Source organism: Synechococcus sp. HK05, assembly GCF_019104765.1.
In the GTDB taxonomy this organism is placed as follows: domain Bacteria; phylum Cyanobacteriota; class Cyanobacteriia; order PCC-6307; family Cyanobiaceae; genus Vulcanococcus.
Map to the genome: position 1 here is coordinate 211421 of NZ_JAHRXJ010000002.1, position 24284 is coordinate 235704.

Below are 24284 nucleotides of genomic sequence, written 5' to 3' on the forward strand. Positions count from 1 at the left end.
CCTTGTGGCGCTTCCGTAGCCGGTTGCGGCCTGAGCTCGGTGGTAGCTTCCGGCCTCCTTCTGTGCTGAGCATCCCATGCGCGTCTCCCGCCTGATGCTGGTGACGCTGCGGGATGACCCCGCCGAAGCCGAGATCCCCTCCCACAAGCTGCTGCTGCGGGCCGGCTACATCCGCCGGGTGGGCAGCGGCATCTATGCCTACCTGCCGCTGCTCTGGCGGGTGCTGCAGAAGATCTCCGCGATTGTGCGCGAAGAGCTCAACGCCGCCGGCGCCCTGGAAACCCTCCTGCCCCAGCTGCAACCGGCAGAGCTCTGGCAGCGCAGTGGCCGCTGGGCCGGTTACACCGCCGGCGAGGGGATCATGTTTCACCTGGAGGATCGCCAGGGCCGTGAGCTGGGTTTGGGGCCGACCCATGAAGAGGTGATTACGGCCCTGGCCGGCGATCTGCTGCGCTCCTACCGGCAACTGCCGGTGAACCTCTATCAGATTCAGACCAAATTTCGCGATGAGATTCGGCCGCGCTTTGGTCTGATGCGGGGGCGCGAATTCATCATGAAGGATGCCTATTCCTTCCACGCTGATGAGGCCTGCCTGCAGCAGACCTATGCGGCCATGGATCAGGCCTACCGCCGCATCTTCAGCCGGTGTGGCCTGCGGGCCGTGGCGGTGGAGGCCGACAGCGGTGCCATCGGCGGTTCCGCCAGCCAGGAGTTCATGGTCACCGCTGACGCCGGCGAAGACCTGATCCTCGCCAGTGGCGATGGCCGCTATGCCGCCAACCAGGAGCGGGCTGTGTCGCGCCCGGCTGAGGCGGTGCCCCTGCCTGGTGGTGCGCAAGCCGGTGGCGCTGGCGACGCCCTCTCCACCCCAGGGCAAACCGCCATTGAGGAGCTGTGCAGCGCCCATGGGTTTGATCCCAGCCAAACGCTGAAAGTGCTGCTGTTGCTGGCTCGCTTTGAAGATGGTTGTCTGCAGCCCCTGCTGGTGAGCCTGCGGGGCGATCAACAGCTCAATGAGGTGAAGCTGGCTAATGCCGTGACCTCCCGCTGCAGCAGCGAGCACGGCACGTTGCTCGACATCACTCCTCTCACCGCAGAGGCGGCTGGCAAGGAGGGCCTCGCCCCGATTCCCTTTGGCTACTTGGGTCCTCACCTCGACGATGCCGTGCTCCAGGGCGCTCGCAGCTGGCAGCCCCGCTTCCTGCGCCTGGCTGACGCCACCGCCACCGCCCTGGAGAGCTTCGTGTGCGGCGCCAACAGCCTCGACTCCCACCGCGTGGGCGTGAGCTGGGGCGGCCTCTGCCCTGCTCCCGAAAGCCTGGATCTGCGGGCCGCCCAGCCGGGTGATCGCTGCCTGCACGATGCCAGCCAGCAGCTGGAGGCCAGCCGCGGCATTGAGGTGGGGCACATCTTCCAGTTGGGCCGCAAGTATTCCGCTGCGCTCGAGGCCACCTTCACCAACGAAGCCGGCCAGGAAGAACCGCTCTGGATGGGCTGCTACGGCATCGGTGTGTCGCGCCTCGCCCAAGCCGCCGTGGAGCAACACCACGATGCCAATGGCATCTGCTGGCCCACGGCGATCGCGCCCTTTGAGGTGATCGTGGTGATCGCCAACGTGGCTGACGCTCCCCAGCGCGAGCTCGGTGAACAGCTCTATGCGGAGTTCCAGGCCGCCGGCATCGATGTTCTGCTCGACGACCGCACGGAGCGCGCCGGGGTGAAATTCAAGGATGCCGACCTGCTGGGTATCCCCTGGCGTGTGGTGGTGGGCCGCGGTGCCGCCGAGGGGCAAGTGGAACTGGTGCAGCGCGCCGGTGGTGAGCGCAGCGACCTCGCTGCTGCCGAGGTGTTGGCTCAGCTGCAGGGGCAACTGGAGCGTGAACGAGCTGGGCTGGCCTCGGCCTGACGCCATAGGATCCGCCCAATCCTTGCGGGAACCCCATGGCGGCTGGTTGGCGTCAACTCAAAGCAGCCGTCGTGGCGGTGTGTCTGTGCCTTTCGCTGATGCTCACGGCCTGTTCCGGCGGTGGGCCCCTCACCGGCAACTACGTGGAAGACACAGTGGCTGTGGCCGACACCCTGATCGCCACCATTGCTCTGCCCGCCGACGATCCGGGGCGCAGCGAGGCGGAAACCTCGGCCCGCGCGCTGATTAACGACTACATGGCCCGCTACCGGCCTCAGCCCAAGGTGAATGGCCTGGCTTCGTTCACCACGATGCAGACCGCCCTCAATTCTCTGGCGGGCCACTACGCCAACTACCCCAACCGGCCGGTGCCCGATGCCCTGCGCGATCGTGTGTCGAAGGAGCTGAAAAAAGCGGAAACCGGCGTGGTGCGTGGCGCCTGAGGCCTGCCCTCCAGCCCCTTGTTCTGGGCACATCCCGATCCCATCCCCAAGCGGCCCTCAGGCCGCTTTTTTTGTGTCAAGCAGCTGCTTCTGCGGCTGAAACTTTGACGGAGGGCAGCTCGATCTGAGATCCTCTTTCTTTGTGCTTAGAAGCGGCTACGGGCCGCTGTGTCCTTGGCCAACGTCGTCGTCATCGGTGCGCAGTGGGGTGACGAGGGGAAGGGCAAGATCACCGATCTCCTCAGCCGCTCCGCCGATGTGGTGGTGCGTTATCAGGGCGGCGTGAACGCCGGCCACACCATCGTTGTGGACGACAAGGTGCTGAAGCTGCACCTGATCCCCTCCGGAATCCTGTATCCCGACACGGTCTGCCTGATCGGCTCAGGCACCGTGGTGGATCCCAAGGTGATGATCGGCGAGCTCGACATGCTCGCCGAGAACGGCATCCCGGTGGATGGTCTGCGCCTGGCCTCCACGGCCCACGTGACCATGCCCTACCACCGCCTGCTCGATCAGGCGATGGAGCAACAGCGCGGTGATCGTCGCATCGGCACCACGGGCCGGGGCATCGGTCCCACCTACGCCGATAAGTCGCAGCGCAACGGCATCCGCATCATCGACATCCTCGATGAGGAGCGCTTGCGCGATCGTCTCGCCGGCCCTCTGGCGGAGAAGAACGACACCCTCCAGAAGCTGTATGGCCTGGAGCCCCTCGATTTTGAGGCGGTGGTGGCTGAATACGTGGCCTATGGCCAGCGCTTGGCCCCCCACGTGGTGGATTGCACCCGGGCGATTCACGAAGCCGCCCGTGCCCGCCAGAACATCCTGTTCGAAGGCGCCCAGGGCACCCTGCTCGACCTCGACCACGGCACGTATCCCTACGTGACCTCGTCCAATCCGGTGAGCGGTGGCGCTTGCATCGGCGCCGGCGTGGGCCCCACCCTGATCGACCGGGTGATCGGCGTGGCCAAGGCCTACACCACCCGTGTGGGCGAAGGCCCCTTCCCCACCGAACTCGAGGGCAGCCTCAACGACCACCTGTGCGACCGCGGTGGTGAATACGGCACCACCACCGGCCGCCGCCGCCGCTGCGGCTGGTTTGACGGGGTGATCGGTCGCTATGCGGTGGAAGTGAATGGCCTGGATTGTCTGGCCATCACCAAGCTCGATGTGCTCGACGAGCTCGACGAGATCCAGGTGTGCGTGGCCTACGAGCTCGATGGACAGCGCATCGAACACTTCCCCAGTTCGGCTGAGGACTTCGCCCGCTGCAAACCGATCTTCGAAACTCTGCCCGGTTGGCAGACCTCCACGGCCGACTGCCGCAGCCTCGAGGATCTGCCCCCCACCGCCATGAGCTACCTGCGCTTCCTGGCGGAGCTGATGGAGGTGCCGATTGCGATCGTGTCGCTCGGCGCCGACCGTGATCAAACGATCGTGGTGGAAGATCCGATCCATGGGCCCAAGCGGGCTCTGCTCAGCCGCTGATCCCTTTGATGGCCCCAACCAAAACCCTCGACGTTGTCGGCATCGGCAACGCCATCGTTGACGTGCTCGTGCATGCCGACGACGACCAGCTCGACAACCTGGAACTCACCAAGGGCACGATGGCCCTGGTGGATGAGCAGCAGGCCGAGCGCCTTTACGCCAGCGTTGGCCCCGGCCTGGAGACCTCTGGTGGCTCAGCCGCCAACACCCTTGCTGGCATTGCCCAGCTGGGCGGCCGTGCGGGCTTCATCGGCCGGGTTCGCAACGACCAGCTGGGCAGCATCTTTGCCCATGACATTCGCTCGGTGGGGGCGCGTTTCGAGACCCCTGCGGCCAGCGATGGTCCTTCCACGGCCCGTTGCCTGATCCTGGTCACCCCGGATGCCCAGCGCACCATGTGCACCTATCTGGGCGCATCCGTTGGGCTTGATCCCGGCGACCTCGATCTGGAGATGGTGGCCCAGGCCAAGGTGCTCTATCTCGAGGGCTATCTCTGGGATAGCGATGAGGCCAAGCGGGCCTTCATCGCTGCGGCTGAAGTTGCCCGGGCCCATGGCGCTGAAGTGGCCCTCAGCCTCTCGGATGCCTTCTGCGTGGAGCGTCACCGCGAGAGCTTCCAGGAGCTGGTCGATGGCCACGTCGATATTTTGTTCGCCAACGAGATGGAGATCACCTCCCTCTACAAGGCCAACAGCTTCGAGGAGGCCGCCGAGGAGGTGCGCGGCCGCTGCCGCATCGCAGCGCTGACCCGCAGTGAGCAGGGGTCGTTGATCCTCAACGGCAGCGGTACCCATCGGATCGCTCCGGTGAAACTTGGCCCCCTGGTGGACACCACCGGCGCCGGTGACCTGTATGCCGCCGGCTTCCTGCACGGTCACACCCAAGGGTTGGATGTGGACGCCTGCGGCCGGCTTGGCTCCCTGTGCGCCGGGCAGGTGGTGACCCAGCTGGGACCGCGGCCCCAGGTGGATCTGCGTCAGCTGATGGCGCAGCATTCGTTCAGCCAGGCGGCGTAGGCCTCCCCGGCCTGCGCCGACCACACCAGCCATTGGGGTGTGCTGTAGCTGTGGAGGCTGTGCACCGCCTCCTCCAGGGCGGCCGCGCAGGCTGGGTGGCTTTTGATCAGGATTTGCACCTCCTCGCTTCGCTCGATGCGGCCTTGCCATCGGTAGAACGAGTGCACCGGCTTCAGGGCCACACAGGCCGCGAGCTGGCGTTCCAACAGCGTCGTGGCCAGCTGTTCCGCCAGGGCCTGATTGGCTTCGGTGGTGAGCGCCAGGATCGCGGGGTTGGCCATGGGGGGATCAAGGGTGCCCCAGCTTCTCCAGCAGCGCGGCCAGGGGCAACCCGGCGGCAGGCTGGGGGCGGCGCAGCAACAGCAGGGGCAGCCCCAGCCGTTGGCACACCTGGCGCCAGAGCCTCTCGCTGCGCCCTCCCCCCTGGCGGCAGAGCACGCGGCTGATGCGCCAGCGGCGGCAGAGGGCCTCCTCCAACTGCCCATCCCCCGAGGCGGTGGGCCGCAGGCAGGCGATGTGGTGATCGGGCAGCCCGCAGGCCAGGGCCGCTTGCAGGCTCCCCGGCTGATCGAGCACCCGGGCGTAGTGATGGCACTGGGGGGTGGCCGCCAGGGCGTGCGGCAGCTGGCGTGCCCCGATCGCCAGCAGCAGGCGTTCCTCGCTGAGGGCCATCGCCTTCAGCGAGGCCAGGTTGTGCAGGGGCTGCACCAGTGGATCGGCATCAGGAGAAGACGACGCGCGCCGATCGAGTTGCAGCCAGGGCTGCTGCCGTTGCTGGCAGACCCGCTCCAGCCGGGCTGTGATCTGCAGCGCAAATGGGTGGGTGGCATCCACCAGCCAGAGGGGCCGCCACGCCCTCAGCTGTTGCTCCAGGGCAGCGTCGCTGCCAATCGCACCCACCTGTAGCTCCAGGTTGGGGTGCGGGCGGTAGGCACGCGCCGCAGCCGCGGTGACCACGCTCACCCGCACGCTCCAGCCCCGCTCGAGCAGGGTTGCCGCTAATGGCGGCCCCTCAGCCGTGCCGGCAAACAGCCAGATCCGGCCTCCGGCCGCCGCTCCCCCCTGGTGCAAACGCAGCCCGTGCATCAGGATGTGGCCCCCTGCCTGTGAACACTGCCGTGAACCATTGCTTGCTGGAGGTGGAGGTGCTGGAGGCGCCCCAGGTGCGCTACACCCAGGACAACCAAACTCCGGTGGCGGAGATGGCGGTGCAGTTCGATGGGCTTCGCCCCGATGATCCGCCGGGCCAGCTGAAGGTGGTGGGCTGGGGCAGCCTCGCGCAGGACCTGCAGAACCGGGTGCAGGTGGGTCAGCGCCTGATGGTTGAAGGGCGCCTGCGGATGAACACCGTGACCCGCCAGGACGGGGTGAAGGAAAAGCGCGCTGAATTCACCCTTTCGCGCTTGCATCCACTGGCGGGTGGTGCCGCCCCAGCCGTTGGTGCCCCAGCCCCCATGGCCAGCCGTGCGGCCGTCCCGGCACCGGCTCGCGCCGCCGCGGCTCCTGCAGCAGCGGCCGCTCCGGCGGCGCCTCAGCCCCCCGCTTGGAACGCTTCGCCCCTGGTGCCGGACCTGCCTGAAGGGGAAGACGAAATCCCGTTCTAAAGCCTCAGTTGTTGGCCGGCAGGTGGAGCTTCTCCTGGGCCTGCTCCAACACCTGACCCAGCTCCCGCTCGAGCGCAGCGAGATCCAGCCGCAGCTCCGGCCAGCGCCCGCCATCGATCTGCTGCAACAGCCAGAGGCGATCGGCGCGCAGCTGCTCCACCAGCTCAGCCGTGGACGGTTCAAGGGTGGATGGTTCGCCGCTGCTCCCCCCGCTGACCGAAGATGTCGCCATGCTTTCCATCGCTTCCCCCGGCAGCCTAGTCACGATCGCTGGGGCCTCCCTCTCGGTGATCGGCTGGATCGGCTACGCCACCAGCAACCCCAACCTGAGCCTGCCCACGATTTTTTACGGGATCCCGATCCTGCTGGGCGGCCTGGCACTCAAATCCTCCGAGCTTCCCCCGGCCCAGCTGTTGGCACCCTCCCCTGAGGCCATGGCCCTGCGGGATGCGCCCGCCAGCCAGACCCTGCGCAAGTTGGTGAAGGATGTGACCCGCTGGCGCTACGGCCAGAAGGCGCACCTGGAGAGCTCGCTCGAGGCCCTCAAGCTCTGGGATGAGGAGGCACCTCCCCAGCTCGAAAGCGTGAGCGAACTGGCGGTGGATGGTCGCTATGGCCTGGCCCTGCGTTTCCGCACCGAAGGCGTGCCCTTTGAGCGCTGGCAGGAGAAGCAGGATCGCCTTGGGCGCTTCTTCGATAAGGGCCTGGAGGCCCGCCTGAGCCAGCCTGCCAGCGGCGAGCTGCTGCTGGAACTGCTGCCCGTACAGCCTGCCTGATCCACGTTCATGACCGCCGACCTTCAGCACGACCGCAGCGATGCCCTGAGGGTGTCGGTTCTGAGCGAAGCCCTTCCTTATATCCAGCGTTTCGCAGGCCGCCGCGTGGTGGTGAAGTACGGCGGTGCCGCGATGGTGCGCGCCGATCTACGCGACGCGGTGTATCGCGATCTGGTGCTGCTCGCCTCGGTGGGGGTGAAGCCAGTGGTGGTGCATGGCGGCGGCCCGGAAATCAACGATTGGCTCGGGCGGCTGCAGATTCAGCCCGAGTTCCGCAATGGCCTGCGGGTCACCACGCCCGAAACCATGGATGTGGTGGAGATGGTGTTGGTGGGGCGGGTGAACAAGCAGATCGTGAATGGCCTCAACCGCCTCGGCGCCCGTGCTGTGGGGTTGTGCGGCAGCGATGGCGGCCTGGTGCGGGCCCGCACCTATGGCGATGGCAGCAATGGCCTGGTGGGGGATGTGGCCGCCGTGGATCCGGCGGTGCTCTTCCCGCTGCTGGAGGCGGGCTATATCCCTGTGATTTCTTCGGTGGCTGCCGATGCCGACGGCCAGGCCCACAACATCAATGCCGATACCGTTGCCGGTGAGCTGGCGGCGGCCCTGCAGGCCGAGAAGCTGATCCTGCTCACCGACACCCCCGGCATTCTTCAGAACCGCGACGATCCGGAGTCGTTGATTCGCTCGGTGACGCTCTCCGAGGCCCGCGGCCTGATCGCCAGCGGTGTGGTGGCCGGCGGCATGACGCCCAAAACCGAGTGCTGCATCCGCGCCCTGGCCCAGGGGGTTTCGGCGGCGCACATCGTGGATGGCCGCACTCCCCACGCCCTGCTGCTGGAGGTGTTCACCGATGCCGGCATCGGCACCATGGTGGTGGGAAGCACCCAGCCCCGTTAGCCGGTCCGTGCAGCAGAGCGAGTTCGAATCCCTGGAGGCGCTGAGCGAGCCCGCCCGTCAGGCGCTGGAGCGTGGCGATTACGGCCGGTGCCAGCAGTTGCTGGCTCCCCTGCTGGAGCAGCACCACGTCAGCACTCCGTTCGGCGGGCAACTGCGCCTGCTGCTGGCCACCGCCCAGATGGGGCAAGGCAATAGCACCGCTGCAGCGGCCACCTGCCGCAGCCTGCGGGCCTGCCGCGATGCCAGCCTGCGCAGCCAGGCCAAGGATCTGCAGGAGGTGCTGGAGGCCCCGGCGCTCGAACGTCCGCGGGAGTGGTCGATGACCCTGCCCCCACTGGGAGAGGTGCAACCCCTCGAAGGGCAAGTGCAGGCCCTGGCGCGCCGCCGCCGCCGCCGACAGCCGCCCCCTCCGCCGGCACCGCCCACCGGCCCCACCAGCGCTCCGCTCGGCTTTGCCGTGGTGGTGATCGTGTTGCTGTTGATCACCGCCCTGCTCGGCGGCTGCGTGGATGTCGACACCACCCTGCGCTTCCCGGCACCCGGGCGGCTGCAGGTCAGCCAGACCAGCACGTCGAGCACCGGCAGTGCCTTGCCCTGGCAGCGCCAGCTCATGGCCGCTGTGAAGTCCACACCGTGGAGTACGCGCCAGGATCATGGCCAGCTCAGCCTGCGGGCCCCGGCGCTGCCGGCTAGCCAGGCCCTGGATTTGCTGACTGCCACCCTGGAGCAGGCCGCAAGCCTGGCTGCCGTGCCGCTGCCGCCGCCAGAGCTGAACCTGGTGGAGCGCAATTGGCTGCTGGGGGTGAGGCAGCAGTTCAGCTGCAGCCTGGATCTTCGCGCTTTGCAGACGCTGCCGGGGCTGGAGTTGAGCCTGTCGCTCGAACCCTTGCCCCAGCGGGCGGTGCGTCGCGCCGAACCGCTGGCGGTCCAGGCCATGGCGCCCCGGCGTGGACGGCCTGCCCGAGTGATCTGGCGGCTCCAGCCCGGATCGCTCAACCAGCTGGAGGTGTCGTGCTGGCGCTGGAGCCGGCTGGGGGTCGGCTCTGTGCTGATCGGGCTGTTGCTGGCGCTGGTGGCTCTGCTGCAGCGGCTCAAGTTGGCGGCGGGGTTTGGGCTGCCCCAGCTGCCGGCCTGAGCTAGAGCTCCAGAGGGTCGGGGTCGATCGCCAACGACACATCCCGCGGCAGCAGCGCCCGCAGCTCCCGCTCCATCGGCACGGGCAGGTCGCCGGCGGCGGGGCCATGCAACAGCAACTGCCAACGGCTGTTGCCCGCCACCCGGGCCACCGGTGCCGGCGCGGGGCCGATGATCAACCAGCCGAGCGCCTCGCTGCGGGGCCGGATGTGTTCCGCCAGCAGCGCGGCGGCGGTGGCGGTGCGGCTCGCTGAAGGGCCCGCCAGCCGTAACAGACAGGCGCGGCTGAAGGGCACCAGCGCAGCGGCGCGCCGTTCCGCCAGCTCCTCGTTCATGAAGGCCTCATAGCGTCCATCCACCAGGTGGCGAATCACCCGGTGCTCGGGGCTGTAGGTCTGAACCAGCACTTCCCCGGGGCGTTCGCCCCGACCGGCCCGCCCCGCCAGCTGCAACAACAGCTGCAGGCATTCCTCCGCGGCCCGCAGATCCGGGCGATGCAGCAGGCCATCGGCCGCCAGCACCGCCGCCAGGGTCACCTGGGGCAGGTCCATCCCTTTGGCCAGCATCTGCGTGCCCACGAGCACGTCTGCTTCCCCGGCGGCAAAGCGTTCCAGCAGCAGCCGATGCCCATCGCGGCCGCGGGTGGTGTCGCGATCGAAGCGCAGCAGCCGCAGCCCCTCAAGCTCCTGCTCGAGATGCTCCAGCACCTGCTGGGTTCCGGCCCCGAAGGGCTTGAAGGCCGTGGATCCGCAGGCACCGCAGCGTTCACCGATCTCGGCGCGGTGGTCGCACCAGTGGCAACGCAGCCAGGAGCGCTCCCGCTGGCGATGGACCGTGAGGGCCACATCGCAGTGGGGGCACTGCACCACCTCGCCGCAGCTGCGGCAGCTCAGAAAGCTGCTGTAGCCCCGTCGCGGCACCAGCACCACCGCCTGGCCGCCGCTGCCGGGCAAGGCTTCCAGCCGTTCCATCAACGGCCGGCTCACCAGGCGCCGGTGGCCCTCCGCCAGCTCCTGGCGCATGTCCACCACACGCACGGGCGGAAGGGGGCGTCCGCCGATGCGCTGCGGCAACTGCAGCAGCCTGCAGCGGGGGGTGCTGCCCCCGCAGGCCAGCCAGGTTTCGAGGCTGGGCGTGGCGGAGCCCAGCAGCAACTGAGCGCCGCTGGCCTGCGCCCGCAGGGCCGCCACATCCCGGGCGTGGTAGCAGGGCATGGGGCTGTCTTGCTTGTAGGAGCGGTCGTGCTCCTCATCCAGCACGATCAGCCCAAGGCCTTCCAGTGGCAGGAAGATCGCCGAGCGGGTGCCCACCACCACCAGGGGCTCGTCGCCGCTGAGGCAGCGGCGCCAGGTTTCGATCCGTTGGCCATCGCTGCAGCCGGAGTGGTACTCCAGCACCTGGGTGCCGAACCGCCGCCGGCAGCGATCCAGCAACTGCGGGATCAGTCCGATCTCAGGGGTGAGCAGCAGCACTGAACGCCCCTGCTGCAGGTGCTGGGCAGCTGCCTGCAGGTACACCTCGGTTTTGCCCGCGCCGGTGACGCCCCACAGCAACAGCTGCTCTCCGGCAGCGGCTCCCTGGAGGGCGGTGAGTGCTGCCCGTTGATCCGGGGTGAGGGGTTGCGGCGACTCCAGGGCCTGATGGGCCAGGGGCCCCGCAGCGCTTTGGCGGTTGAAGGGACGGGACGTGCGCGTGAGCCACTGTCGTTTCAGCAGGGCATCCGCCACGCTGCGGCTCACGCTGGCCTGCTCGAGCAGTTGTTGTTGCCAGCCGCATCCGTTCTGCTGGCGCAACTGCTCGATCAGCCGTGCCTGGGACGGGCTCAACGCGTCGAGCGGTTCGCTACACCCGGTATCGCTCAGTTCCAGCCAGAGCTGCCGGCGGCTGCCGAGGCTTCGGCCCGCTTTGCGCTGCCCGAGCCAGCCCGGGGGGAGGGCTGTTTTCAGGGTGCGAAACACGCTGGTGCGGCACTGCTCGGCCACGGCCTCGATCAGCTGCTGCCAGTGGGGATCCACGGCGGCCCGATGGTGCAGCGCTTCGATCGGTTGGAGTTGGCGGCTGCTGAGTTCGGCTGGCGGTACCTGCAGCAGCTCCACCACCAAGCCGATATGCCGTTGCCCCCGCAGGCGCACCTGCACCAGGTCGCCGCAGCCCAGCTCGAGGGCGGCCGGGTTGCTGTAGGTGAACACCTGCCCTTCGCGGCCAGCCTCCAGCCACACCTGAAGCCAGCCCGGTTGGCTGCAGCCCTGCTCAGGCTGCATGGCGTGCTGAGGCTGCGCTTCGCTCAGGGTGGCAATCAGGGCTGCGTTGGATCGACGGTTGCTCAGGCTTGCGGAGCCGGCAGCCATTTCTTAAGATGACATTGTTGAACAGTCCACCGGGCTGTCGTCGGAACCCGGCAAAGTTCCGTCCAGCGGGAAGATTCGAGGAAAGCCAGGCTTGATCCTGTGCTCCCGATCTGCGACCACCCCTGACAGCGTTGCCTGGGCTCCTGCCCGTCGTTCCTGCTTCCGTCAGTCCGCTTCCACGCCACCTGTTTGATGAGCTGGGGCTCCGCTCCTCCTGCTTGCTTCAACCCTGCATCTGAGCACCGATCCGTTCACGCGCTTGTCGTGGGCCGAGCGGTCAAAACCGTTGAGAGCACCAGGCTGAGCGATCTCGTCCCTTATCGCCCACATCTGTATCCCGCGCCCCAACGTTTGTTGTGGCGGAGCCGCTCTGCTCGATCCCTTGCTGGGTTGGGCCGTTGTGTTGCTCCAGGTCTGGGTTTGTCCTGTTGATCGCCTCGCCCGTCTCTCTGAACCCGATGAGCCCTGCCGCTGCATCCAAAACCACCACCACGAAGGCCTCTGCTGCCAAGGCCTCGGCTTCCAAGGCCGCTAAGCCCGAAATCCTGATGGTGGCGAACGCCTCCGGTGAAACGATCACGGTGGCGAAGGCCAAGCCCAAGGCCAGCCGCAGCAAGGCCAAGGCAGACGACGACACCACCGCGGCCAAGGCGGCTAACAAGGTGACCCCCACGAAGGCCAAGGCTGCCTCCAAGACCGCTGCCGCCAAGACCAAGGCCGCGCCCAAAGCCAAGGCTGCGACGAAGAGCAGCACCAGCAAAACCACGGCCAAGGCGTCGGCGAAGTCCGCTGCACCCGCCAATCTCGACGCTGCTGCCGATCAGCTCCTGGCCGCTGCCGATGCCAAGGCTGCCGATGCCAAGCCGGCGGAAAAAGATGCCAAGGCCGCCAAGGCCCTGGCCAGCATCAAGGTGGGTCCCAAGGGTGTTTACACCGAAGATTCGATCCGCGTTTATTTGCAGGAGATCGGCCGGATCCGCCTGCTGCGGCCCGATGAGGAGATCGAGCTGGCCCGCAAGATCGCTGATCTGCTGCAACTCGAGGAGCTGGCGGCTCAGTTCGAGACCGACCACGGCCACTACCCCGACACCAAGGAGTGGGCGGCCCTGGTGGAGATGCCCCTGATTAAGTTCCGCCGCCGGCTGATGCTTGGCCGGCGCGCCAAGGAAAAGATGGTGCAGTCGAACCTGCGCCTGGTGGTGTCGATTGCCAAGAAGTACATGAACCGGGGCCTGAGCTTCCAGGACCTGATTCAGGAAGGCTCCCTCGGCCTGATTCGCGCTGCTGAGAAGTTCGACCACGAGAAGGGCTACAAGTTCTCCACCTACGCCACCTGGTGGATTCGCCAGGCGATCACCCGCGCCATTGCTGATCAGAGCCGCACCATCCGCCTGCCGGTGCACCTCTACGAGACCATCTCGCGCATCAAGAAAACCACCAAAACCCTCTCCCAGGAATTCGGCCGCAAGCCCACGGAAGAAGAGATCGCCGAATCGATGGAGATGACCATCGAGAAGTTGCGCTTCATCGCCAAGAGTGCCCAGCTGCCGATCTCCCTGGAAACTCCGATCGGTAAGGAGGAGGATTCTCGCCTCGGTGACTTCATCGAAGCCGACATCGAGAACCCCGAGCAGGACGTGGCCAAGAACCTGCTGCGCGAAGACCTTGAAGGTGTGCTCGCCACCCTCAGCCCCCGTGAGCGCGATGTGCTCCGCCTGCGCTACGGCCTCGACGATGGCCGCATGAAGACCCTGGAGGAAATTGGTCAGATCTTCGATGTGACCCGCGAGCGCATCCGCCAGATCGAAGCCAAGGCCCTGCGCAAGCTGCGCCACCCCAACCGCAACGGCGTGCTCAAGGAGTACATCAAGTAGTGCTCGGGCCCTCAGGGGCTCGTCCTACGGTGCTTTTGCCGGCGGCTGGTCCGCCGGCTTTCTCTTGCGCGGCGCCATGGCTCTGAGGCTTTCGATTGTGCTGCCCACCTACAACGAGCGGGGCAACATCGAGCCGCTGTTGGCACAGCTGTTGCCGCTGCAGCACCACTACAGCCTGGAAATTCTGGTGGTGGACGATGACTCCGCCGATGGCACGGCTGAGCTGGTGCGCCAGCTCGCCCACCGTGAACCGCGCCTGCGCCTGATCCGCCGCGTGGGGCGATCCGGCCTGGCCAGTGCCATCAAAGAAGGCTTGCTGGATGCCACCGGTGATGTGGCCTTGGTGATGGACAGCGACGGCCAGCACGAGCCCGCTTCCGTGCAGCGAGCGATCGAGACCCTGGCCCAGGGTGATCTGGATCTGGTGATTGGCAGCCGCTTCCATCCCGAGGCTGAAATTCTGGGCCTCAGCGGCCGGCGGGAGCGGGGCTCCAATTGGGCTAACGCCAGTGCCCGCTTCAGCTTGCCGCGTCGCTACGGGCACCTCAGCGATTACATGAGTGGCTTCTTCGCGCTGCGGCTCGAACCTCTGCTCCCGTTGATCCGGGCGGTGGATGTGAACGGCTTCAAGTTTTTGTATGAGCTGCTGGCGGTGAGTGGCGGAGCCCTCGCCACCGCTGAAGTGCCCCTCAGTTTTCAGCCCCGCAGCTACGGCAGCTCCAAGCTCGATCTGGCGATCTTCTGGGATTTCCTGATCTCCATCCTTCATAGCCTCAGCCTGCGGCTGTTGCCCCGCCGGGCGATCAGCTTTGGCTTGGTGGGGGTGAGCGGCGTGGCCGTGCAACTGATTGCCACCCAGTTGTTGATGCTTATGGGCCTGGGCTTTGAGCAAGCCTTGCCCTTCGCGGTGGTGGTGGCCGCCAGCTCCAACTACCTGATCAACAACGCCCTCACCTTCCGCTTCCAGCGGCTGCAAGGTGTGGCCTTGCTGCGTGGATTGCTCAAGTTTCTGCTGGTGGCCTCCCTGCCGGTGCTGGCCAATGTGGGGCTGGCCTCGGCCTTCTACAGCCTGGTGGCGCGCGACACCCTCTGGGCGCAGCTGGCGGGAATCCTGGTGGTGTTCGTGTGGAACTACGCCGCCAGTAGCCGTTTCGTGTGGAACACCCCCTAATTTCTCGGCATGCAACGCTTCAATGCCTGGCTCGACCGGGACGCCCGCCGCAGCCTGCTGTTGGCTGTGCTCGCCTTGTGCGCCCTGTGCGCGGGGTTGTTTGGTCAACAGCTCGGTGGGCTGGGGCTGATGGACAAGACCGAGGGGCTGTTTGTGGAGATCCCTCGCCAGATGCTCGAGAGCGGCGATTGGATCACCCCCCGTTGGAACGGGGAGCTCTTCTTCGACTACCCCGTTTGGGGCTACTGGATGGTGGGCCTTTGTTTCCGCCTGTTTGGTGTGAGCGAATGGGCGGCCCGCCTGCCGGCGGCGCTGGCGGCGAGCGCCACCGTGTTGGCAGTGTTTGCGGTGTTACTGCTAGTGGCTCCTGCCGCTGAGGCCGCGCATCAGCGCCTCGGCCGCGCCCTGCTGGGCGGCACGGTCTTGGCCCTCTGCCCCGGTTGGATCGGCTGGGGCCGCTCCTCGGTCACCGACATGTTTCTGGCCAGCGGCATCAGCTTGGCCTTGCTCAGCTTCGTGCTGGCCCACACCGCTTCAGCCCAGAGACCCTGGCAGCGGCCGTTTGGCTTTGTGGGCCTGGCGGTGTTCTGCGGTGTGGCGGTGCTGGCGAAGGGGCCTGTCGGCCTGCTGCTGCCGGGGCTCGTGATGCTGGCCTTCTGGGCCTTGAAAGGCAGCCTGCTTCAGGAGATCAGGCGGACGCCCTGGCTGCCCTTGGTGGCGCTGTTTCTGGGGGTGGCTGCCCCCTGGTACGGCCTGGCCACCGCTGCCAATGGCACTGAATTTCTGGGGCGGTTTCTCGGGTTCAGCAACCTCGAGCGTTTCACCTCGGTGATCTACGACCACCCCGGCCCGCCTTGGTTCTATTTGCCCTGGGTGGTGCTGCTGTTGCTGCCTTGGTCGTTGTATCTGCCAGTGGCGGCTGCTCGGTTGCGCTTCTGGCGGTTGCCGGTGTGGCGCCGCACACCGGCTGGTGAGGATTTGCCCCTGTTGGCCCTGCTGTGGCTGGTGTTGATGGTGGCCTTTTTCTCGGCTGCCGCCACCAAGTTGCCGGGTTACATCCTGCCGGCCCTGCCGGGGGGGAGCCTCCTGATCACCCTTTTGTTCGCGCCCTTGCAGCCGGCTTCCCCACCGTTGGGGGCGGGTCTGCGGATCAGTGGTTGGGGCAATGCAACCCTGCTGGCCTTGATGGGGGTGGCTGCGGTGCTGGCTCCTCGCTGGCTCGACACCGATCCCTCCTATCCCGCCTTTGCGGATGCCCTGCGGGCTTCCGGCTTGCCCTGGCTGTTGGCGATCCCTCTGCTGTTGGCCGCTGCAGCCCTGGTGCTGCTGCTCTGCCGCGCTGGCCTGGGTTGGTTGTGGCTCCCGAATGCGGCCGGGGTGGCGGCGGCCCTGGCCCTGGTGATCCCTGTGCTGGTGCCCCTGATTGATCGTGAGCGGCAGCTGCCGATTCGGGAGCTGGCGAGGCTGGCGGCGGATCAGGGCAAGCCCGGCGAGCCCCTGATGGTGGTGGGCTACAAGCGCTACAGCGTGGTGTTTTACAGCGGCCGCCCGGTGCTGTTTGTGAGCTCGCCTCGCAAGGCTGCCCGCAGCCTCAGCCAAGGGCCTCGCTCCACGCCGCCAGCCAGTGTGCTGCTGCTGGGGAGCGATGCGGAACTGCTCGACTTCGGGATCGGTCCTGGTGACGGCACTCCCTTGGGCCGCCGCGATGCCCATCGCCTGCTGCGCCTGCCGGTGGAGCAGCTGCAGCAACTGGAGCCCAGCTGATGGCGGCCTGGCTTCGCCTCCTGCGCGACTGGCTCAGGGCACTGGGGCCCTGGCGCTTGGGTTTTGCCGTGGTCACGGCGCTGGTGCTGGGTTGGGCTGGTCCTCAGTTGGCGTCCCTGCGCCATCCCCGCCTCGATGAGCAGCTGCTCGATGGGGTGCACCGCTTGATCCCGGAGCCGATCGGTGACCTGCTTCTGCGGGTGTATCAGATGAGTGGCGTGCACCTCACCGCCGTGCTGGTGTTGGCGGTGCTGATCTTTCTGGCTCTGAAGCGCTTCTGGGCTGAGCTGATCTGTTTGGTGATGGGCACCGGCGGCATCCTGCTGATCGTGGATCGCTGGCTCAAGCCGCTGTTTGACCGGCGCCGGCCCAGTGGGCGTCTGTTGGACGACATCAGTGGCCGCAGCTTTCCCAGCGGCCATGCCGCGGGATCGGTGGTGTTTTATTTCCTCACCTGCTGCCTGCTCTCGGCCCACTACCCCCGCTTGCGCCGCCCACTGTTTCTGTTCTCGAGCGCTTGGGTGGGCTTGGTGTGGCTCAGCACGATCTATTGCCGAGCCCATTGGCTGAGCGATATCGCGGCCGGAGCCGCCGTGGGGTATGTGTGGCTCAGCTTCTGCCTGGCCGGCTTCACCGTCTGGGAGCAGCGTTGCCGCCCTGCCTCGCCCCTTTCCCCCCATGGCTGACGCCTCGGTTTCCCTCGACAGCCTCCGCGGCCTGCGCACCGCCCCCCAGCTCGATGCGGCGGCGACTGAAGAGCTACGCGCTGCGTTGCTGCCGCGCCTGCAGCGTTGTGAATGGTTCACGGTTGGGGTGATGGCGCCGTCGGCCGAAGCTGCTGTTCAGGCGCTCCGTGCCTTGGAAGGTGCCCTGGGCTGGGACGCCCATGAGCTCGATCCGGCCGGAGAGGCCCTGGCCAGCATCGAGGGCCCGGTCTTCCTCAAGGCCAATCAAAACAACGGCCGGTTTCTGGTGCGCCGCGAAAGCGGGTTGGGCCAAGGCGTGCTGATCACGGGCCACAGCCCTGTGGAACCCGAGGCGGAAGACACCTGGGGCCCCCTGCCCCTCGATCTGTTCGCGGCCTGATCGCGACGACTGATCACGACTTGGGCGTTCTCATCCAGCCCAGGCACACCGATCCTTAGGCTTGCCGGCTGTACGTCGGCGGCCTAGCGCTGCCTCCTCCCGCTTCCGATGGCCGCTTCCCAACTGCGCATTGCCTCCCGCCGCAGCCAGCTGGCCATGGTGCAGACCCATTGGGTGCGCGATGAGCTGGCCAAGGCCCACGAGGGCTTGGAGATCACCATCGAGGCGATGGCCACCCAGGGCGACAAGATCCTGGATGTGGCCCTGGCCAAGATCGGCGACAAGGGCCTGTTCACCAAGGAGCTTGAGGCTCAGATGCTGGTGGACCGGGCCGATATCGCCGTCCATAGCCTCAAGGATCTGCCCACCAACCTGCCCGAGGGGTTGATGCTCGGCTGCATCACCGAGCGGGAAGACCCCGCCGATGCCCTGGTGGTGCACGAAAAGCACAAGGACAAAACCCTCGCCACCCTTCCCGAGGGCTCGGTGGTGGGCACCAGCTCCCTGCGCCGCCTGGCCCAGCTGCGCCACCACTTCCCGCACCTCACCTTCAAGGACGTGCGCGGCAACGTGATCACCCGCCTCGAGAAGCTCGATTCTGGTGAATTCGATTGCCTGATCCTGGCGGCTGCCGGCCTCGGTCGCCTCGGCCTGGGCGACCGCATTCACGAACTGATCGATCCCTCCATCTCGCTGCACGCCGTGGGCCAGGGTGCCCTCGGCATCGAGTGCCGCGAGGGCGACACCGCCGTGCTGGAGCAGATCAAAGTGCTGGAGCATCTGCCCACCGCCCGCCGCTGTCTGGCGGAGCGCGCTTTCCTGCGGGAGCTCGAGGGTGGTTGCCAGGTGCCCATCGGCGTGAACACGCGCTTCGAGGGTGAGGAGCTGGTGCTCACGGGCATGGTGGCGAGCCTCGATGGCCAGCGCCTGATCCGCGATGAGGCCCGCGGCAACCAGAACGATCCCGAGGCGATCGGCATCGCCCTGGCCCATGCCTTGCGGGCCCAGGGCGCCGGCGAGATCCTGGAGGAGATCTTTGCCACCGTCCGGCCTGAGGCCTGATTCACCAGCCCCCGATTCGGTGGCGAGCGGCTCGGCTGAGGCCCGCTCGCTGCCTTTTCAGTGGAGCCTGCTCGCCTGGGCTGCCCTGGTAGGTGGGTTAACGGGGTTGGCCGTGGTGGGATTCCACTTCCTGCTGGGCTTCATCAACAACTTTCTCTACGGCCCAGTGGTGGAGGGCCTGATCGGCCTGTTCAGCGCCGCCCCTCCCGAACCGCCCGTTGTGCCGGAACCAACGGCTGTTCCCGGCACGCCCCTGGGGGCGTTGCTGCAGATCGGCCTTGGGGGGCTGGCGTTTCTGCCACCGCCGCCGCCACCACCCGATCCGATTCCCCTCCCGGGTGATCCCTTGCCTTTGTGGCTCTCGGCCTGGCCGGTGGTGCTGGTGCCCTTGCTCGGTGGCGTGGCGGTTGGGGCGTTGCGCCAATGCACCCGTGATCTGGGGCCTAGCCTGCCGAGCCTGATGGCCATGGCCGACGGCAGCGTGCAGGCAGCACCCAGGCTGCCGTTTGTGCGTTTGCTGGCCGCCTCCCTCAGCCTGGGCAGCGGCGCCTCCCTGGGCCCGGAAGGCCCGAGTGTGGAGAGTGGCGGGAATATCGGCCTGTGGGTGGCTGGCAAAGGTGGCTTGTCGCCTGATTCCCAGAAGGCCCTGGTGGCGGCGGGCGTGGCGGCAGGTCTGGCGGCGGGTTTCAAGGCGCCGATCGCTGGCTTGTTTTTTGCCTTTGAAGGCAGTTACAGCACGATCCCCGGACGCCCCAGCGTGCGCGCCGTGTTGGTGGCCGCTGTGGCGTCGTCGCTGGTCACCCAGCTGTCGCTGGGGGATGAGCCGATCTTCAGGCTCCCGGCCTATGAGGTGCGCTCCCCGCTCGAGCTGCCCCTGTATCTGGGCCTGGGAGTGGTGGCGAGTGGCATGTCGCTGGCGCTGCTCAATCTGTTGGCGGCGGGCCGCAGCGAGCGGGTTCAACGGCAGCTGCAGCGGCTGCCGGCCTGGGTGGTGACCGGCCTTGGCGGCCTCGCCGTTGGCCTGATGGCCCTCGGTTTCCCTCAAGTTTTGGGGGTTGGCTACGACACCATCGGCGCGCTGCTGGGCCGGGATGGCGGTATTGCCCTGTTGAGCCTGCTGGGGCTGTTGGTGGTGAAGTTGCTCGCCACGGGCCTCAGCAGTGCCATGGGCTTCGTGGGCGGTGGCTTTGCACCGGCGCTGTTTCTGGGGGCCGTGCTTGGCAATGTGTATGGCCAGCTGCTCGGCGAGAGCGGATTGCAGCTCGCGGTGGCTGAACCACCGGCCTACGCCATGGTGGGCATGGCGGCCGTGTTGGCGGGCAGTGCCCGGGCGCCGCTGACCGCCCTGCTGCTGCTGTTTGAGCTCACCCACGACATTCGCATCGTGCTGCCGTTAATGGCGGCCGCTGGCTTGAGCGCGCTCCTGGTGGAGCGCTGGAAGGGCATGGCTGATCCCGGGTTGCTCGGTCCCGATCGTCCGGAGGAGCAGCGGCGTGCACGCCTGGCCTCGATGGCGGTGATGGAGGCCCTCGAGCCGGAGTCGCCCCTGGTGCTTGCTGGATCCACGCCGGCGGGAGCAGCGTTGGAGCAGCTGCTCGATGCCCATGGCCATTGCCTGGTGGTGGAGGAGGGCGGCTGGGTGCTGGCGCTGGTCACCCTCGAAGATCTGCAGCGTCCGATCTCCGCGGGGCTCAGCCAGCAACCCCTGCGCGATTGCCGCCGCTCCGATCTGCTTTGGCTCTCGGCCGAGGCCAATCTCTGCCAGCTGGAGGATCAACTCCAGCCCAATGGCCTGCGGCAGGTGCCGGTGTTTGCGCTCGATGATCAGGCCCTGCCCGCCTTGCCGGTGGGCGTGCCAAGCACGGGCCTGCCGTTAGCAGCGCTCCAGGGGCTGGCCAGCCGGGATGGCATGGCCCGCGCCCTGGCGCGCTCCAGCGCTCAGTTCACCAGCTTGGGGTCGATGACCTCCATGTAGCGGGCTTCGCACTCCTTGATGATCTTCACGGCCTCAGCGGCATCGAAGAAGCCGTTCACGCGGCAGGTGCCGGGCTTCTTGAGATCCTTGTAGTGCTCCCAGTAGTACTGGGTTTCCTTCAGCCAATGCTCACCGAGCTGGGTGTAGCTGGTGATGTGATCCATGCGCTTGTCATCGGCGAGCACGGCGATCACCTTGTCGTCGACTTCGCCGCCGTCGTCGAACTTCATGATGCCGATGATGCGGGCCTCCACCAGGGAGCCGGGCACCAGGGGCTCGGTCACACCCACGATCTCGATGTCGAGCGGGTCGCCATCTTCATCCCAGGTGCGGGGGATGCAGCCGTAGGCGAAGGGATAAGCCAGCGAGGAGTAACCCACGCGATCGAGCTTCAGGTGCCCGGTTTCGGTGATCAGCTCGTACTTGTTGATCGTGTTGCTGTTGAGCTCCACGATCGTGTTCAGGCGCAGCTCGGCTTCATCGGCGAAGGCGGGCAGCACGTGCAGCAGGTTGAGCATCGTGCGGCTCGGGGCGTGGTCGATGTTCGCCATCAGGGCAGCGGCAAGGGATGTGGGCGGCATCCTACGGATGGCACTCAGCCCGCTAATCGCTCCAGCTTCTGGCGCAGGTAGCGCTCAAAGGGCTCAGGGCTGAGGGGCTGGCCGCTCACCTGTTGCACCAGCTCAGCAGCATTCACGCTGCGGCCCAGTGGGTACACCCGCTGCTGCAGCCATTGGCCGAGCTCGGCGTCGCGGCCGGCCTCCAGCAGCGCCTCAATCGGCCCCAGCTCCCGCTCCAGGGTTTCGCTGAGCTGGGCGCTGATCAGATGGCCCAGGGCATAGGAGGGGAAGTAGCCGAACAGGCCTTCGCTCCAGTGCACGTCCTGAAGGCAGCCTTCGGTGTTGTTGGCGGGCGTGACCCCCAGCAGCTCCTGCATCCCACGGTTCCAGGCCTCAGGGAGCTCGGCCACCGGCATGCCGCCCTCCACCAGGGCCAGCTCGAGCTCGTAGCGCAGCAGCACGTGCAGCCCGTAGCTCACCTCATCGGCCTCCACCCGCGTGAGGCCGGCGCGGATCGGATTGAGATCGCGCCAGAAGGCCTGCGGGCTTTCCCACACATCGCGGCCGAGTGCAGCTGCGAAGCGCGGGTGCCAGCGCCGCGCCAGGGCCTGGCTGCGGCCGAGCCGGTTTTCATAGAAGAGGCTCTGGCTTTCGTGCACGGCCATCGACGTGGCCTCCCCCAGGGGCCAGGGGAACCAGTGCTCGCCGCTGCGGGGCAGCCCCTGCTCGTAGAGGCTGTGGCCCCATTCGTGGGCTGTGGCCAGAAAGGCGGAAAAGGGCTGTCCCTCCACCACGCGGGTGGTAATCCGGAAGTCGTCTGGGCCGAGGGTGCAGGAGAAGGGATGGGGGGAGCGGGCGCGGTGGCAGCGCTCCGGGTTGTAGCCCCAGTCCTGGAGCAGCTCAGCGCAGAGGGAATCTTGATCGGCTTCGCTCAGATCCCAGGCCTCGCGGCTGCCCGATGGCAGGCTGCGGGCCTGCTCCAGCAACGGCGGCAGCAGCTCCCGCAGGGGCACCAGCAGGGCCGCCAGTTGCTGTTGGCTGATATCGGGCTCGAAGGGTTGGGCCAGGATTTCCCAGGCACTGCGCGGCGTGCCATCGGCCTGGGCTTCCACGGGGGCCAGCTGCGCGGCTTGCTCCAGTCGCAGGGCGATCAACTGCTGCAGGGCCGGGGCAAACAGCTCGAACTGGTTGTTGCGCTTGGCCTCTTGCCAGCAGCTGTATCCCTCGGCCTGGGCCTTCGCGATGGCGCCCACCAGTGCTGGGTCGAGCCGGCTTTGGCGCGCTAACTCACGCTGCAGCAAGCGAAGGTTGTGGCGTTGTTCGGCTGGAGCCTCAGCTGAGAGCTCCTGTTCGGCGGCGGCCAGCAACTCTTGGTACGCCGCGCTGGTTTGCCGTTCGTGCAGTTGCTGCGCCAGCAGGGCCAGCTGTTCTCCACGCCAGCCGGCGGCTGCCGCTGGCATCACCGTGTTTTGGTCGAAGTAGAGGCTGCTGTGGATGCCGCCGATCAGCTGGGTGGTGTGGAGATGGGCGCGCAGGCGCTCCCAGGTGGTGGAAGGGGTGGTGCTCATCAGCTCCAGTGCAGCTCCATGGGCACGGCACCTTCGAGGCTGCGTTTCACCGGGCACTGCTCGCCGGCGCGGATTAACACGGCGCGCTGCTGATCATTCAGGTGGGCCGGCAGCTGAATCCACACCGCGAGCAGGGCGATCCGCCGCGGCGCTTCGCTGGTCATTGTTTTTTCCACCTTGGCGTCGGCGCCCGTGAGGTCCCAGCCATGGCGCTCTGCCACGATCCCCATGATCGTGAGGATGCAAGTGCTCAAGGCCGTGGCCACCAGGTCGGTGGGGGAGAAACGCTCTCCTTTGCCCTGGTTGTCGGTTGGAGCATCGGTTTCCAGCTCCGTGCCGGATGGCCCGTGTTGCGCCAGGCAGCGCAGCTGTCCCTGATAGCGGCTGTCGATCAATGTCATCGCCAGGGCGGTGGCTGCGGGCAGCTTGGCAGTTTCGCCGCGCTTCGCTTGAGTGATGGTCTGCGTTGGATGCGATGTGCCCGTGTTCGCCCTGATTACAGCGCCCCATCCGGGTGCGCCGGTGATGGGCCTGGCGAAGGCGATTCAGCTGTCGGTGGCACCGGTGTTTCTGCTCACGGCCATTGCCGGCGTGCTGAGTGTGATCAGTAATCGCTTGGCTCGGGTGCTGGATCGTTCCCGGGATCCCAGGGGGCCGAGTGCGGGCAGTCAGGAGCTGCTGTTGCTGCGCAAGCGGATGGGGTTGCTGTCGCGAGCGATCGAGTGCGTCAGCGTCACCGGTGTGCTCGTGTCGACCGTGGTGGCCGTCACCTTCATCAGTGCCATCACGGTGCTCGATCTGGCCGCGATTGTGGTGCCGCTGTTTGTGTTGGCGATGCTCACCTTGATCGCCGGGTTGTTGCTGCTTTTGATGGATACGCGCGTGGCCTCACAGATGATGCGGCGCCGTTTCTGATCGACAGCTGCAGAGTTGATCCAGGTTCGGGCGGCGCGTCAGCGGCAGGCGCCAGCGTGCCCACAGGCCATAGAGCCCATCGGCAATCGCGCGCAGCACTGGCCAGCCGCTGGGGGCGTAGAGCCATCCCAGCTCAATCAGGCGGTAGGCCGCACGAAACACCTCCACATCCCGTAGCACCGTGCCATCGGCTTGGAGGGCGTGGATCCGCCCCATGGCTTGGCGGTAGGTGATGCCCCCATGGGCTTGCGGGTCGTAGTCGGCGGCGTCGATGTCGACAAACGCCAAACGGGGCTGGCTCGGATGCAGGCGCTGGTCGCGCTGGCGCAGGAAGGTCACTTCACGCAGGCAGAGCGGACAGCCGCCGTCGTAAAGCAAGGTGAGGGCAGGACCTTGGGGGTTGCTCATTTCTGGCGGCAGTAGCCACCGCCCACATTCATCCAGCCGGATGGGCAGGCCTGGCCGTTGGTGGGCTGAAGTGTGTAGTTCATCAAGCCGAGGGTTGAGCACTTGCCGTTGAAGGTGTCCACATAGCCGAGGGGGCAGATGTTTCCGATCTTGGGCACCACGCGCTGGGCATGGGCTGGGGTAGCCAGGCCCAGGCAAGCGCTGATTGCTGCCAGGGGAATGGCGATTCTGTGCATCAGACGCTCCTGCATTGTTGGGAATGAATGAGGCTGCGAGCCTAACCAGA

Annotated in this window: 25 protein-coding genes; 16 read left to right on the plus strand and 9 right to left on the minus strand. The window is 66.9% G+C overall.

The features are described 5' to 3' along the window. Nucleotides 1–76 precede the first annotated feature (76 nt). From KUL97_RS02285 to KUL97_RS02300, 4 genes are all read left to right on the plus strand, one after another. Nucleotides 77–1906 carry a proline--tRNA ligase gene (locus KUL97_RS02285; protein WP_217795351.1) on the plus strand — a complete coding sequence of 610 codons (1830 nt, stop codon included), beginning with the start codon at nucleotides 77–79 and terminating at the stop codon, nucleotides 1904–1906. Nucleotides 1907–1941: 35 nt separating this feature from the next. Continuing rightward, the gene (gene psb27 / locus KUL97_RS02290) at nucleotides 1942–2349 is read left to right on the plus strand and encodes a photosystem II protein Psb27 (protein WP_217795352.1); all 408 of its coding nucleotides are present in this window, start codon (nucleotides 1942–1944) and stop codon (nucleotides 2347–2349) included. A gap of 168 nt (nucleotides 2350–2517) precedes the next feature. Then, nucleotides 2518–3837 carry an adenylosuccinate synthase gene (locus KUL97_RS02295; RefSeq protein WP_217795353.1) on the plus strand — a complete coding sequence of 440 codons (1320 nt, stop codon included), beginning with the start codon at nucleotides 2518–2520 and terminating at the stop codon, nucleotides 3835–3837. A gap of 8 nt (nucleotides 3838–3845) precedes the next feature. Further along, nucleotides 3846–4853, plus strand: a complete 1008-nt coding sequence (locus KUL97_RS02300) for an adenosine kinase (protein ID WP_217795354.1) — start codon at nucleotides 3846–3848, stop codon at nucleotides 4851–4853. Here the strand turns inward: KUL97_RS02300 and cutA are convergent. Both cutA and KUL97_RS02310 read right to left on the minus strand, forming a co-directional pair. Then, complete coding sequence (gene cutA, locus KUL97_RS02305; RefSeq protein ID WP_217795355.1) at nucleotides 4814–5134, minus strand: divalent-cation tolerance protein CutA; 321 nt, start codon at nucleotides 5132–5134, stop codon at nucleotides 4814–4816. The two genes, KUL97_RS02300 and cutA, sit on opposite strands and share 40 nt — an antisense overlap. Before the next feature lie 7 nt (nucleotides 5135–5141). Then, nucleotides 5142–5939 (minus strand): precorrin-6A/cobalt-precorrin-6A reductase, encoded by a 798-nt coding sequence (locus KUL97_RS02310; protein WP_217795356.1) that lies wholly within the window; start codon nucleotides 5937–5939, stop codon nucleotides 5142–5144. 32 nt (nucleotides 5940–5971) lie between these two features. Here KUL97_RS02310 and KUL97_RS02315 point away from each other — a divergent pair, with 32 nt between their 5' ends. Then, a complete protein-coding gene (locus KUL97_RS02315; RefSeq protein WP_217795357.1) occupies nucleotides 5972–6457 on the plus strand; it encodes a single-stranded DNA-binding protein in 486 nt (161 codons plus the stop codon). Between the two features lie 4 nt (nucleotides 6458–6461). Here KUL97_RS02315 and KUL97_RS02320 read toward each other — a convergent pair whose 3' ends face one another. Next, complete coding sequence (locus KUL97_RS02320; protein ID WP_217795358.1) at nucleotides 6462–6698, minus strand: hypothetical protein; 237 nt, start codon at nucleotides 6696–6698, stop codon at nucleotides 6462–6464. Between KUL97_RS02320 and KUL97_RS02325 the strand changes: the two genes are divergently transcribed. Genes KUL97_RS02325 through KUL97_RS02335 form a run of 3 tightly spaced genes read left to right on the plus strand, consistent with a single transcriptional unit; the run spans nucleotide 6688 to nucleotide 9268 of the window. Further along, nucleotides 6688–7233, plus strand: coding sequence for a DUF2854 domain-containing protein (locus KUL97_RS02325; RefSeq protein WP_217795359.1), 546 nt, complete (start codon nucleotides 6688–6690; stop codon nucleotides 7231–7233). The two genes, KUL97_RS02320 and KUL97_RS02325, sit on opposite strands and share 11 nt — an antisense overlap. Before the next feature lie 9 nt (nucleotides 7234–7242). Beyond that, nucleotides 7243–8133, plus strand: coding sequence for an acetylglutamate kinase (gene argB / locus KUL97_RS02330; protein WP_217795360.1), 891 nt, complete (start codon nucleotides 7243–7245; stop codon nucleotides 8131–8133). A gap of 7 nt (nucleotides 8134–8140) precedes the next feature. Further along, a complete protein-coding gene (locus tag KUL97_RS02335; RefSeq protein WP_217795361.1) occupies nucleotides 8141–9268 on the plus strand; it encodes a DUF3153 domain-containing protein in 1128 nt (375 codons plus the stop codon). A 1-nt stretch (nucleotide 9269) separates the two neighbouring features. Here KUL97_RS02335 and priA read toward each other — a convergent pair whose 3' ends face one another. After that, a complete protein-coding gene (gene priA, locus KUL97_RS02340; protein ID WP_217795502.1) occupies nucleotides 9270–11528 on the minus strand; it encodes a primosomal protein N' in 2259 nt (752 codons plus the stop codon). A gap of 545 nt (nucleotides 11529–12073) precedes the next feature. Here priA and rpoD point away from each other — a divergent pair. From rpoD to KUL97_RS02375, 7 genes are all read left to right on the plus strand, one after another. Beyond that, nucleotides 12074–13489, plus strand: a complete 1416-nt coding sequence (rpoD, locus tag KUL97_RS02345) for an RNA polymerase sigma factor RpoD (RefSeq protein WP_217795362.1) — start codon at nucleotides 12074–12076, stop codon at nucleotides 13487–13489. A gap of 76 nt (nucleotides 13490–13565) precedes the next feature. Beyond that, entirely contained in the window at nucleotides 13566–14660 is a 1095-nt protein-coding gene (locus KUL97_RS02350) for a glycosyltransferase family 2 protein (protein WP_217795363.1), read from the plus strand. A gap of 9 nt (nucleotides 14661–14669) precedes the next feature. After that, nucleotides 14670–16424: a glycosyltransferase family 39 protein gene (locus KUL97_RS02355; RefSeq protein ID WP_217795364.1), complete on the plus strand. Its 1755-nt coding sequence runs from the start codon at nucleotides 14670–14672 to the stop codon at nucleotides 16422–16424. Beyond that, nucleotides 16424–17110: a phosphatase PAP2 family protein gene (locus KUL97_RS02360; RefSeq protein WP_217795365.1), complete on the plus strand. Its 687-nt coding sequence runs from the start codon at nucleotides 16424–16426 to the stop codon at nucleotides 17108–17110. The genes KUL97_RS02355 and KUL97_RS02360 overlap by 1 nt, the downstream gene beginning before the upstream one ends. Next, complete coding sequence (locus tag KUL97_RS02365; protein WP_217795366.1) at nucleotides 17103–17510, plus strand: DUF1824 family protein; 408 nt, start codon at nucleotides 17103–17105, stop codon at nucleotides 17508–17510. The genes KUL97_RS02360 and KUL97_RS02365 overlap by 8 nt, the downstream gene beginning before the upstream one ends. A 108-nt stretch (nucleotides 17511–17618) precedes the next feature. Beyond that, nucleotides 17619–18572, plus strand: a complete 954-nt coding sequence (hemC, locus tag KUL97_RS02370; RefSeq protein WP_217795367.1) for a hydroxymethylbilane synthase — start codon at nucleotides 17619–17621, stop codon at nucleotides 18570–18572. Nucleotides 18573–18591: 19 nt separating this feature from the next. Further along, entirely contained in the window at nucleotides 18592–20547 is a 1956-nt protein-coding gene (locus KUL97_RS02375) for a chloride channel protein (RefSeq protein WP_368656063.1), read from the plus strand. Here the strand turns inward: KUL97_RS02375 and KUL97_RS02380 are convergent. The 3 genes from KUL97_RS02380 to KUL97_RS02390 are packed head-to-tail and all read right to left on the minus strand — an operon-like array spanning nucleotide 20511 to nucleotide 23076. Continuing rightward, complete coding sequence (locus tag KUL97_RS02380; RefSeq protein WP_217795368.1) at nucleotides 20511–21098, minus strand: inorganic diphosphatase; 588 nt, start codon at nucleotides 21096–21098, stop codon at nucleotides 20511–20513. The genes KUL97_RS02375 and KUL97_RS02380 overlap by 37 nt on opposite strands. A 44-nt stretch (nucleotides 21099–21142) precedes the next feature. Then, entirely contained in the window at nucleotides 21143–22675 is a 1533-nt protein-coding gene (locus KUL97_RS02385) for a carboxypeptidase M32 (protein WP_217795369.1), read from the minus strand. Next, nucleotides 22675–23076 carry an OsmC family protein gene (locus KUL97_RS02390; RefSeq protein WP_217795370.1) on the minus strand — a complete coding sequence of 134 codons (402 nt, stop codon included), beginning with the start codon at nucleotides 23074–23076 and terminating at the stop codon, nucleotides 22675–22677. Before KUL97_RS02390 ends, KUL97_RS02385 begins: the two co-directional genes overlap by 1 nt. A gap of 55 nt (nucleotides 23077–23131) precedes the next feature. Between KUL97_RS02390 and KUL97_RS02395 the strand changes: the two genes are divergently transcribed. After that, complete coding sequence (locus KUL97_RS02395; protein ID WP_368656064.1) at nucleotides 23132–23590, plus strand: DUF2721 domain-containing protein; 459 nt, start codon at nucleotides 23132–23134, stop codon at nucleotides 23588–23590. Here KUL97_RS02395 and KUL97_RS02400 read toward each other — a convergent pair. Next, entirely contained in the window at nucleotides 23564–23998 is a 435-nt protein-coding gene (locus KUL97_RS02400; protein WP_217795371.1) for a thiol-disulfide oxidoreductase DCC family protein, read from the minus strand. The genes KUL97_RS02395 and KUL97_RS02400 overlap by 27 nt on opposite strands. After that, a complete protein-coding gene (locus tag KUL97_RS02405) occupies nucleotides 23995–24249 on the minus strand; it encodes a hypothetical protein (protein WP_254896089.1) in 255 nt (84 codons plus the stop codon). The genes KUL97_RS02400 and KUL97_RS02405 overlap by 4 nt, the downstream gene beginning before the upstream one ends. Nucleotides 24250–24284: the final 35 nt, after the last annotated feature.

Excerpts from the sequence above, each read along its gene's own strand:
- KUL97_RS02285 (WP_217795351.1), top strand. The coding sequence starts at position 77 with ATGCGCGTCTCCCGCCTGATGCTGGTGACGCTGCGGGATGACCCCGCC.
- psb27 (WP_217795352.1), top strand. The coding sequence starts at position 1,942 with ATGGCGGCTGGTTGGCGTCAACTCAAAGCAGCCGTCGTGGCGGTGTGT.
- KUL97_RS02300 (WP_217795354.1), top strand. The coding sequence starts at position 3,846 with ATGGCCCCAACCAAAACCCTCGACGTTGTCGGCATCGGCAACGCCATC.
- cutA (WP_217795355.1), bottom strand. The coding sequence starts at position 5,134 with ATGGCCAACCCCGCGATCCTGGCGCTCACCACCGAAGCCAATCAGGCC.
- KUL97_RS02310 (WP_217795356.1), bottom strand. The coding sequence starts at position 5,939 with ATGCACGGGCTGCGTTTGCACCAGGGGGGAGCGGCGGCCGGAGGCCGG.
- KUL97_RS02325 (WP_217795359.1), top strand. The coding sequence starts at position 6,688 with ATGCTTTCCATCGCTTCCCCCGGCAGCCTAGTCACGATCGCTGGGGCC.
- KUL97_RS02320 (WP_217795358.1), bottom strand. The coding sequence starts at position 6,698 with ATGGAAAGCATGGCGACATCTTCGGTCAGCGGGGGGAGCAGCGGCGAA.
- argB (WP_217795360.1), top strand. The coding sequence starts at position 7,243 with ATGACCGCCGACCTTCAGCACGACCGCAGCGATGCCCTGAGGGTGTCG.
- priA (WP_217795502.1), bottom strand. The coding sequence starts at position 11,528 with ATGCAGCCTGAGCAGGGCTGCAGCCAACCGGGCTGGCTTCAGGTGTGG.
- rpoD (WP_217795362.1), top strand. The coding sequence starts at position 12,074 with ATGAGCCCTGCCGCTGCATCCAAAACCACCACCACGAAGGCCTCTGCT.
- KUL97_RS02350 (WP_217795363.1), top strand. The coding sequence starts at position 13,566 with ATGGCTCTGAGGCTTTCGATTGTGCTGCCCACCTACAACGAGCGGGGC.
- KUL97_RS02355 (WP_217795364.1), top strand. The coding sequence starts at position 14,670 with ATGCAACGCTTCAATGCCTGGCTCGACCGGGACGCCCGCCGCAGCCTG.
- KUL97_RS02360 (WP_217795365.1), top strand. The coding sequence starts at position 16,424 with ATGGCGGCCTGGCTTCGCCTCCTGCGCGACTGGCTCAGGGCACTGGGG.
- KUL97_RS02365 (WP_217795366.1), top strand. The coding sequence starts at position 17,103 with ATGGCTGACGCCTCGGTTTCCCTCGACAGCCTCCGCGGCCTGCGCACC.
- hemC (WP_217795367.1), top strand. The coding sequence starts at position 17,619 with ATGGCCGCTTCCCAACTGCGCATTGCCTCCCGCCGCAGCCAGCTGGCC.
- KUL97_RS02380 (WP_217795368.1), bottom strand. The coding sequence starts at position 21,098 with ATGGCGAACATCGACCACGCCCCGAGCCGCACGATGCTCAACCTGCTG.
- KUL97_RS02385 (WP_217795369.1), bottom strand. The coding sequence starts at position 22,675 with ATGAGCACCACCCCTTCCACCACCTGGGAGCGCCTGCGCGCCCATCTC.
- KUL97_RS02390 (WP_217795370.1), bottom strand. The coding sequence starts at position 23,076 with ATGACATTGATCGACAGCCGCTATCAGGGACAGCTGCGCTGCCTGGCG.
- KUL97_RS02395 (WP_368656064.1), top strand. The coding sequence starts at position 23,132 with ATGGTCTGCGTTGGATGCGATGTGCCCGTGTTCGCCCTGATTACAGCG.
- KUL97_RS02400 (WP_217795371.1), bottom strand. The coding sequence starts at position 23,998 with ATGAGCAACCCCCAAGGTCCTGCCCTCACCTTGCTTTACGACGGCGGC.
- KUL97_RS02405 (WP_254896089.1), bottom strand. The coding sequence starts at position 24,249 with ATGCAGGAGCGTCTGATGCACAGAATCGCCATTCCCCTGGCAGCAATC.